Source organism: Sphingobacterium alimentarium (assembly GCF_004342685.1).
Lineage (GTDB): Bacteria > Bacteroidota > Bacteroidia > Sphingobacteriales > Sphingobacteriaceae > Sphingobacterium > Sphingobacterium alimentarium.
Genome location: NZ_SMBZ01000073.1, coordinates 1 through 8774, shown reverse-complemented (window position 1 = coordinate 8774; position 8774 = coordinate 1). Strand labels below are relative to the sequence as shown.

The 8774-nt window shown below is 40.1% G+C and carries 9 protein-coding genes; 2 read left to right on the top strand and 7 right to left on the bottom strand.

Annotation, left to right across the window (positions count from 1 at the left end; all coding sequences use genetic code 11):
- On the top strand, positions 1 to 396 hold a 396-nt coding region (locus EDC17_RS16145; RefSeq protein ID WP_207895798.1), incomplete at its 5' end, for a transposase.
- A gap of 90 nt (positions 397 to 486) precedes the next feature.
- Here the strand turns inward: EDC17_RS16145 and EDC17_RS16140 are convergent.
- From EDC17_RS16140 to ettA, 3 genes are read right to left on the bottom strand one after another with little or no spacing between them, the layout of a single operon-like run.
- Positions 487 to 1548 carry a response regulator gene (locus EDC17_RS16140; RefSeq protein ID WP_132779208.1) on the bottom strand — a complete coding sequence of 354 codons (1062 nt, stop codon included), beginning with the start codon at positions 1546 to 1548 and terminating at the stop codon, positions 487 to 489.
- Positions 1541 to 2740, bottom strand: coding sequence for a PAS domain-containing sensor histidine kinase (locus EDC17_RS16135; RefSeq protein ID WP_132779206.1), 1200 nt, complete (start codon positions 2738 to 2740; stop codon positions 1541 to 1543). Before EDC17_RS16135 ends, EDC17_RS16140 begins: the two co-directional genes overlap by 8 nt.
- Before the next feature lie 15 nt (positions 2741 to 2755).
- Positions 2756 to 4438, bottom strand: a complete 1683-nt coding sequence (gene ettA / locus EDC17_RS16130) for an energy-dependent translational throttle protein EttA (RefSeq protein ID WP_132779205.1) — start codon at positions 4436 to 4438, stop codon at positions 2756 to 2758.
- A 244-nt stretch (positions 4439 to 4682) separates the two neighbouring features.
- Here ettA and EDC17_RS16125 point away from each other — a divergent pair, with 244 nt between their 5' ends.
- Positions 4683 to 7229 carry an ATP-dependent Clp protease ATP-binding subunit gene (locus tag EDC17_RS16125; RefSeq protein ID WP_132779203.1) on the top strand — a complete coding sequence of 849 codons (2547 nt, stop codon included), beginning with the start codon at positions 4683 to 4685 and terminating at the stop codon, positions 7227 to 7229.
- Positions 7230 to 7551: 322 nt separating this feature from the next.
- On the opposite strand, the gene EDC17_RS17135 is transcribed toward EDC17_RS16125, so the two are convergent.
- From EDC17_RS17135 to EDC17_RS17445, 4 genes are all read right to left on the bottom strand, one after another.
- Positions 7552 to 7806 carry a hypothetical protein gene (locus EDC17_RS17135; RefSeq protein WP_207895797.1) on the bottom strand — a complete coding sequence of 85 codons (255 nt, stop codon included), beginning with the start codon at positions 7804 to 7806 and terminating at the stop codon, positions 7552 to 7554.
- The gene (locus tag EDC17_RS17130) at positions 7799 to 8023 is read right to left on the bottom strand and encodes a hypothetical protein (protein ID WP_207895796.1); all 225 of its coding nucleotides are present in this window, start codon (positions 8021 to 8023) and stop codon (positions 7799 to 7801) included. The genes EDC17_RS17135 and EDC17_RS17130 overlap by 8 nt, the downstream gene beginning before the upstream one ends.
- 6 nt (positions 8024 to 8029) lie before the next feature.
- The gene (locus tag EDC17_RS17450) at positions 8030 to 8275 is read right to left on the bottom strand and encodes a reverse transcriptase domain-containing protein (protein WP_207895795.1); all 246 of its coding nucleotides are present in this window, start codon (positions 8273 to 8275) and stop codon (positions 8030 to 8032) included.
- On the bottom strand, positions 8268 to 8774 hold a 507-nt coding region (locus EDC17_RS17445), incomplete at its 5' end, for a reverse transcriptase domain-containing protein (protein ID WP_262708201.1). The genes EDC17_RS17445 and EDC17_RS17450, both read right to left, overlap by 8 nt.

The following is an 8774-nucleotide window of genomic DNA, read 5'->3' as shown; positions in this document are numbered from 1 at the left end:
TATTCTGCATACTTTACCAATAATGAATTTGCTGCAACTGATGTATGGCGGATGTATCGCCAACGTGGGGATGCGGAGAACAGAATCAAAGAATTGAAAGCCGATTTTGGAGCAGAGAGCTTTAACCTGAAAGGATTTTATCCAACAGAAGCCGCATTAATATTCTCCATGATAGCTTATAATCTAATGTCCATATTCAGGATATTCGTCTTACAGGAAAAAACGCAAAAAACATTATCAACACTACGTTACAGAACTTTTGCGATTGGTGATTACTTTGAAAAGGTAGGTCATACGCTCAAGCTCAAAATTGCACTAACAAAAAAACGTAGAAAATGGTTCCGTGGACTTTGGGATTACCCTATAGATCTTCAAATGAAAATATCTACTGCGTAATCTGGGATTAATTATCTATAATTTATTTCTAAATAAATTATAAAAAAAACGGGCAATTCACATTGTCCGTTTTTTCTAAATTTATATCTTCTATTGCTTAATATTTTTAAGTTTTTGTACAGAAAATATCCGAATGGCATTTCCTTCCTTGATGATAAGCTTCTCATCCTTAAAGTCCGCCAGCATTCTACTGATGGTTTCATTGGCCGTACCTGCCAGTGCCGCTAGATCATCTCGGGAGATTCTGATCACCACTTCATCTTCATCTGGTGCGGAGATAGTCTTTTGCGCTACCTGAACGAGCGTGTTTGCGACTCTTTTACGCACCGAATCATAAGCAAATCCCAACATTTGCTCTTCTTTTTCTTTGATATCCCCGGATAGCAACTTGATAAATTTTGTGGCAATAGCGGGTTTGTTGAACATCAATTCAAAAAAATTTTCCTTGGGAATCAGCGCAATCTCAGCGTCTTCTAACGCGCTAGCACTCTCCGTGTAACGCTCATTCAACAAAATGGATTCATAACCAAAAAATTCATCTTTGGTATGAATATATGTTGACAATTCTCGGCCATCTTGATAGTATAGAAATGAACGAACCTTACCACTCAACAGATAATATACATATATAGGTGTATCACCTTCTTCGTATATTAATTGCTTCTTTTTGTAAATTTTAACCCTCGCTTCATTGACCAATTCATGTAATAGCACATTTTGATCGTCTTCACTAAGGGACAATGTATGGGATTTTTCGAGCGTTGATTGAAGACTATCCCGCTTACGAAGGCGGCTTTCAATGGAATTTAACAATTCGATGTCATCAAATGGTTTGACCAAATAATCGTCGGCACCCATTTCCATCGCCTTGCGCATATCCACACGCTCCGATTTGGCCGTTAAGAAAATAAACGGAATGTGCATGGTTGACTCATGCTTGCTCAGCATATACAATACACCATAGCCGTCCAATTCGGGCATCATGATATCACATAATATAATATCTGGAAGATTTTTGATAGCCAGGTCCACACCTATTTTTCCGTTTTCAGCGGTCAATACATTGTATCCACCCGTCAATTCTAATATTTCGGCTGTTCCTTCTCTTATCTCCAGATTATCTTCGATAATCAATATTGTGCGTTTATTCATCGATGTGGTTATTTCTGAAAATCATTTTAAAAGATGTTCCCTTATTAATTGCAGACCAGTAGTGAAGCTCTCCGCCCATCAATGAGACATAACGCTTCACGATATTCAATCCCAAGCCAGTACCGGGGATGTTACCCGTATTATGCGCCCGAAAGAATGGTTCGAATAGATTCTTTTGGTCCTCCTCAGGAATCCCGATGCCATTATCACGTATCTCTATGGTACAAGTGTCGGCTGTAATCTCTGTGGTAAATTCGATGAAGGTATCTTCACCAGAATATTTAATCGCATTGGATATCAGATTGATAATACTGCTTTTGAGTAAATGTGCATCCAGATTAAACTCGGCAATAGCTCCTGTATGTTGATACACGATATGCTGATTTTTCTTACAAATCATTTGCATCTCACCCGAAATTTCCTCGCCCAAGTGCACTATATTGATCTTTTCCTGATTGACCATCACCACTCCAGCTTCTAATTTTTCTAACGACAAAAAATCGTTTAAAATATTATTTAGCAACTGTACTGCACCTTTTATACGACCCGTGTGTTTAGCGACTGCATCCAGCTTTTCTTGTTCTACATATTTATCGATTAAAGACGCAGAAAGCTGAACAGAACTCAAAGGTGTCCGAAATTCGTGTGAAGCCATCGATACAAATCGCGATTTGAGCTGGTTCAGTTCTTTTTCCTTTTCTAAAGAGTTGCTGACATCATCCTTCGCCCGCTCAAGTTCAGAAACGATTGCGATTAAGTCTTTGGTACGATGTCTAACCGTCTCTTCCAGTTCGATTGTATTTTTCAACAATTTATCTTCGGCTGCTTTCTCCTTGGTCAAATCATGAATAAAGCCTGTAAAAATGCTTTTATTCTTATAAAAAACTTCACTTACAGCCAGACGAAAAGGAAAAGTAGTACCATCTTTTTTCAAACCTAATACTTCGCGGCCAATCCCGATAATCTTTTTATTGCCGGTTTCCTGGTAATTGGAGATATACGAATCATGGCGTCCGCGGTCAGGCTCGGGCATCAACATCGAAATATTATTTCCAATCACCTCGTCTGCTGTATAACCAAATAAAGTTAGGGCAGCCGGATTGATAGATTCTACCAGCCCTCTGCTATCGATGGTAATGATGCCGTCAATAGCTGTATCAATAATGGCTTCAAGAAGCTTTGCAGACTCCATATGTATGTTTGTGTATTACTTAACCAATTTTTTGTACTTGATTCGTTTTGGACCTACATCGCCAAGACGTTTCTTACGGTTTTCCTCATATTCTGTATAGTTACCTTCGAAGAAATAAACTTGAGAATCACCCTCAAAAGCAATAATATGCGTACAGATACGATCCAAGAACCATCTATCGTGAGAGATGATAACCGCACAACCACCGAAATTTTCCAAACCTTCCTCCAGTGCACGCAAGGTATTCACGTCGATATCATTGGTAGGCTCATCGAGCAATAATACATTAGATGCTTTTTTCAAAGTAATAGCCAAGTGTACACGGTTACGCTCTCCACCTGACAATACGCCGACCTTCTTTTGTTGATCTGCTCCATTGAAGTTGAATTTTGAGACGTAAGCACGCGAATTCAAGGTTTTATTACCCAGCAAAATATTATCATTTCCGTCGGTAATATTTTCCCATACGGATTTATTCGGATCTAAATCATCATGCATCTGGTCTACATAGCCCAACACAACTGTTTCCCCTACTTTAAAATCTCCGGTATCCGGTTTCTCTTGTCCTGTAATCAGTCTAAACAAAGTTGTTTTACCTGCACCATTGGGTCCGATAATACCAACAATACCCGCTGGAGGCAAAGAGAAACTCAAATTTTCAAATAAAATACGGTCTCCGTACGATTTGGATATATTGTTTGCCTCTATAACGACATTCCCCAAACGTGGTCCTGGCGGAATGAACAATTCCAATTTTTCTTCACGCTCCTTTGTTTCCTCAGAAGCTAACTTCTCGTAATTGTGGAGACGAGCTTTGGATTTGGCATGGCGTGCTTTTGGTGCCATTTTCACCCATTCCAACTCCCGTTCCAATGTTTTTTGACGTTTAGTTTCTTGTTTCTCCTCTTGCGCTAGACGTTTCGATTTTTGATCCAACCAAGATGAATAATTACCTTTCCAAGGAATACCCTCTCCTCTGTCCAACTCCAGAATCCATCCTGCCACATTATCCAAGAAGTATCTATCGTGCGTCACTGCGATGACCGTACCTTTATATTGTTGTAAGTGTTGCTCAAGCCAATCAATGGACTCTGCATCCAAGTGGTTGGTAGGCTCATCCAATAGCAATACATCAGGTTCTTGCAAGAGCAAACGACACATCGCTACACGACGGCGCTCCCCTCCTGACAGATTGGCAATCTTCGCCTCTGGCTCCGGACAACGTAATGCATCCATGGCACGCTCTAATTTCGCGTCCAATTCCCAAGCATTAGTGGCGTCAATCTTATCCTGCAATTCCCCTTGGCGCGCCAAAAGTTTATCCATTTCGTCCGCATTCTCATATACTTCTGGAAGACCAAAACGCTCGTTGATATCCTCGTATTCTTTCAGAATGGCAGTAATCTCTGCAACACCCTCTTCAACGATTTCACGAACCGTTTTCTCTGGATCCAACTCCGGCTCCTGTGCCAAAAAACCTACAGAATACCCCGGGGAGAACACGACCTCACCTTGATACGACTTATCTAATCCAGCGATAATCTTCAGTAAGGAAGATTTACCCGAACCATTAAGACCTATGACACCGATTTTTGCTCCGTAGAAAAAGGATAAGTAAATGTTTTTTAAAACTTGTTTTTGTGGGGCATAAATCTTGTTTACCCCAGCCATTGAAAAGATTATTTTTTCGTCCGACATTATATATTTTATACGAATTGATATCTAAATTTTTCTTAACCAAAGATAATAATTAATGTTCCAAATAAAAATTAAGGGTTAGCTCTTGATTATGAAGCTATAAGATTTTAGCGCCTAAATTCTGCCATTTTGACCATATCAGATTGTGGCTTAATTGTTGATAATTTATACATAAATATAAGTGTGGTTTTCTTATTTATTTTATACTTTTATAAAAAACCTCACTTAAAAGAAAGGTAATTAAATGGAAGCAAAATTTTCACCAAGAGTAAAAGATGTAATATCCTACAGCCGTGAGGAGGCACTGCGCCTGCGTCATGACTATATAGGGACGGAGCATCTCTTGCTAGGACTTATCCGGGAAGGTGATGGAATAGCTATCAAAATTCTCAAAAATCTTAATCTGGATACAGCCGTGATACGCCAATCCGTAGAGGATGCCGTAAAAGGGTCATCTGTGTCCCGTACGCCTATAGGATCTGTCCCACTTACTAAACAAGCTGAGAAAGTTTTAAAAATTACATATTTAGAAGCTAAAATCTTCAAATCGGATATCATTGGCACCGAACATCTTTTGTTAGCGATTCTTCGCGACGAAGACAACATTGCCTCACAGATATTGCAGCAATATGGAATTTCTTACGACTTATTCAAAAACGAAGTAGAACAGAGCAAAACGAACATTACGGATGAAGCGTCGGGTTCTTCGACACCGGATGATGATTACGAAGAGCAAGAAAACTTCTCTGCGCCTAAGAAGGTGTCCGATATAAAATCCAAAACTCCTGTTTTGGACAATTTTGGTCGTGACCTTACTCGTGCAGCAGAAGAAGGTAAACTGGACCCTATTGTCGGTCGCGAAAAAGAAATTGAGCGCGTCTCACAAATCCTATCACGCCGTAAGAAAAACAATCCGATTTTGATCGGTGAGCCGGGAGTCGGTAAGTCGGCTATCGCTGAAGGTCTTGCATTACGTATAGTACAGCGTAAAGTTTCACGCGTATTGTTCAATAAGCGTGTCGTTACGTTGGATTTGGCTTCTTTGGTGGCTGGTACTAAATACCGTGGACAGTTCGAAGAACGTATGAAAGCTGTCATGAATGAGTTGGAAAAATCTCCGGATGTCATCCTATTCATTGATGAAATTCACACGATTGTGGGTGCAGGTGGTGCTTCAGGATCTCTGGATGCATCCAATATGTTCAAACCGGCGCTGGCACGTGGAGAAATTCAATGTATCGGAGCTACTACACTAGATGAGTACCGTCAATTCATTGAGAAAGATGGTGCTTTGGATCGTCGTTTCCAAAAGGTAATGATTGAGCCAGCTTCGCACGATGAGACACTTGAGATCTTAAATCGTATCAAAGATAAATACGAAGAACACCATAATGTAAATTACACGCCAGAAGCATTGGAAGCGTGTGTAACCTTGACAACAAGATACATTACGGATCGTTTCTTACCGGACAAAGCTATTGATGCATTGGATGAAGCTGGATCACGTGTACACTTGACGAACATTCACGTTCCACAAGCGATTATCGATATCGAAGAGAAAATCGAAGACGTAAAAGTAGAGAAAAACCGTGTTGTGCGTTCGCAGAAATACGAAGAAGCAGCTAAGTTACGCGATACAGAGAAAAAACTTTTAGAAGAGTTAGAGAAAGAAAAAGCAGCTTGGGAAGCCGAGACCAAAACCAAACGTTATACTGTTTCAGAAGATAACGTGGCTGAAGTGGTATCGATGATGACCGGTATTCCTGTTCAACGTGTAAGCCAAACTGATAGCCAAAAGCTATTGAACATGGGCGAGTCGATGAAAGGTCGTATCATTGGTCAAGATGATGCTGTACAAAAATTAGTCAAAGCAATTCAACGTACACGTGCAGGATTAAAAGATCCTAAAAAACCGATTGGTTCTTTTATCTTCTTAGGTCCTACTGGTGTTGGTAAAACAGAATTAGCCAAAGAATTAGCACGTTTCATGTTTGACTCTGAAGATTCGTTAATTCAAGTGGACATGAGTGAATACATGGAAAAATTCGCCGTTTCGCGTCTTGTAGGAGCGCCTCCAGGATACGTAGGTTATGAAGAAGGTGGTCAATTAACCGAAAAAGTACGTCGCAAACCGTATTCGGTCGTATTGCTTGATGAGATTGAAAAAGCGCACCCTGATGTATTCAATTTGTTATTACAAGTATTGGACGAAGGTCAATTGACAGACTCATTAGGTCGTCGTGTGGATTTCAGAAATACAATCATCATCATGACTTCCAATATTGGTGTACGTCAATTGAAAGAATTTGGCCAAGGGGTTGGTTTCACGACTACTGCCAAGGAAAGCCAAGCAGATGCACATTCAAGAGGAGTTATCGAGACCGCTTTAAAACGCGCCTTTGCACCTGAGTTCTTGAATCGTGTGGATGATGTAATCGTGTTCAATTCATTGTCCAAAGAAAACATCTTCAAAATCATTGATATTGAATTGAAATCATTGTTTGGACGTATCGAGGCATTAGGTCACAGCATCCAATTGACTGATAAAGCTAAAGATTATATCGCTGAAAAAGGTTTTGACACCAACTTTGGTGCCCGTCCTTTGAAACGCGCTATTCAAAAATACATGGAAGATCCAATCGCAGAAGAATTGCTGAAAGGTGAACTCAAATCCAAAGCATTATTAGTTGTTGATTTAGACGCTGAGACAAACGAAATTGTTGTAAAAGGTGAAAACCCGGATAACGATGATTCTGTTTCAACAGACATCAATGAAGAAAAAGAAAAATAAGACTTTTTCGAAAAAACATTATAATTATAGAATCTCCAAGTGAAAGCTTGGGGATTTTTTAGTTTTATTTTCTTTTCAATAGACTAGGACTAGATTACTCAAATATTTAGATGTATTTAGATGATTAGGATAATCTAGTTTTATATACATATAGTGGGAGACTGGATTCTTTATCATAATGCCTTTTGGTGGTACTAGCGGCTCAATCACACAGAAATACAAAAACATTAGGAACAATCCATAATCGGATAGGAGGAACGGGATTAATTCCCGTTCCGACCTTCCACAGCACCGTACGTACCGATCGGTATACGGCGCTTCCTTAAGTTTTAACACAAACTCGCTTGTATTCTGCCAGTAAAGATGGGTATCCCAGATGTTTAAGATAATCGTTGGAGAGAGTGGTTGACAGTATCCAGCTTTTTGCTGTGTGCCAATAACTTTTCCTTGTATGTGCCCATTCTTGCGCCTTATACTTACTTACCCCTAGTTGCGTCAGCTTAGTGACTTTAGTCGTACTATGTTTCCATTGTTTCCATTTGACCATACGTAGCCGACGGCGATACCATTTATCCATTTTTCGCAGACTCGACTCCATGTCCGCTAGTTAGTCCTTTAATCTTAGCTTTCATCTTCCCTAGACTTTTAGGGTGAATACGTAAGCGCCACTCCCCTCTGTAATTGTAGAAACTGTAGCCTAGAAATTTAATCTTGGATACATGACCAACGACGCTTTTCTCTTTATTGACTTTAAGCATCAGCTTACCTTCAACAAATTTTGTGATCGATCCCATAACCCGTCAGGCACTCCGTTTACTACGACAAAGTATCATAAGGTCATCAGCGTAACGTACAAATTTGTGTCCTCGAGATTCCAGTTCTTTGTCCAGTTCATCAAGCATAATATTGCTCAAAAGTGGGCTTAGTGGGACTCCTTGAGGTACACCTTCTGTAGTTACTATAGTCCTTCCGTTTATTTCTACACCTGCTCTCAAGTATTTATGAATCAGCCAAATCAATCTTCCGTCTTTAATCTTCCTAGACAATCAGTTTACTGTGATTAACCGTATCGAAGAACTGCTCTAAGTCCATATCTACGAAATAATTATACCCCTGTTGAATGTATGTCTTGCATTTGAGAAGCCCTTGATGCGCGTTGCGACCCGGACGAAAACCATAGCTGTGGTCACTGAATTCAGGTTCGTAGATTGGGGTCAGGATTTGACTAATGCCCTGTTGGATGAGCCGGTCAACTACCGTTGGGATGCCTAGCATTCGCTTTGACCCATTGTCTTTAGGAATTTCAACACGTCTTACGGCAGAAGGAGAATAATTCCCTTGCTTGATGGATGTTAAAAGTTTCTCCTTATGCTCTCTAAGATAATCTCCAAGGGATTCGACGCCCATCTTATCGATACCGCAAGCACCACCATTACCGACCACTTGTACATAGGCAGCATTTAGGTTCTGACGGTCAAGAAGTTGTTCTAACAGTTCATCTACTCGTGTGTTTGTGTCTGTGAGGTTCTTTTCAATCATCCCAAT

Bases quoted from the DNA above. Each gene is read 5' to 3' on its own strand.
- EDC17_RS16125 (WP_132779203.1), top strand. From the start codon at position 4,683: ATGGAAGCAAAATTTTCACCAAGAGTAAAAGATGTAATATCCTACAGC.
- EDC17_RS16140 (WP_132779208.1), bottom strand. From the start codon at position 1,548: ATGAATAAACGCACAATATTGATTATCGAAGATAATCTGGAGATAAGA.
- EDC17_RS17135 (WP_207895797.1), bottom strand. From the start codon at position 7,806: ATGGATAAATGGTATCGCCGTCGGCTACGTATGGTCAAATGGAAACAA.
- ettA (WP_132779205.1), bottom strand. From the start codon at position 4,438: ATGTCGGACGAAAAAATAATCTTTTCAATGGCTGGGGTAAACAAGATT.
- EDC17_RS17130 (WP_207895796.1), bottom strand. From the start codon at position 8,023: ATGGGATCGATCACAAAATTTGTTGAAGGTAAGCTGATGCTTAAAGTC.
- EDC17_RS16135 (WP_132779206.1), bottom strand. From the start codon at position 2,740: ATGGAGTCTGCAAAGCTTCTTGAAGCCATTATTGATACAGCTATTGAC.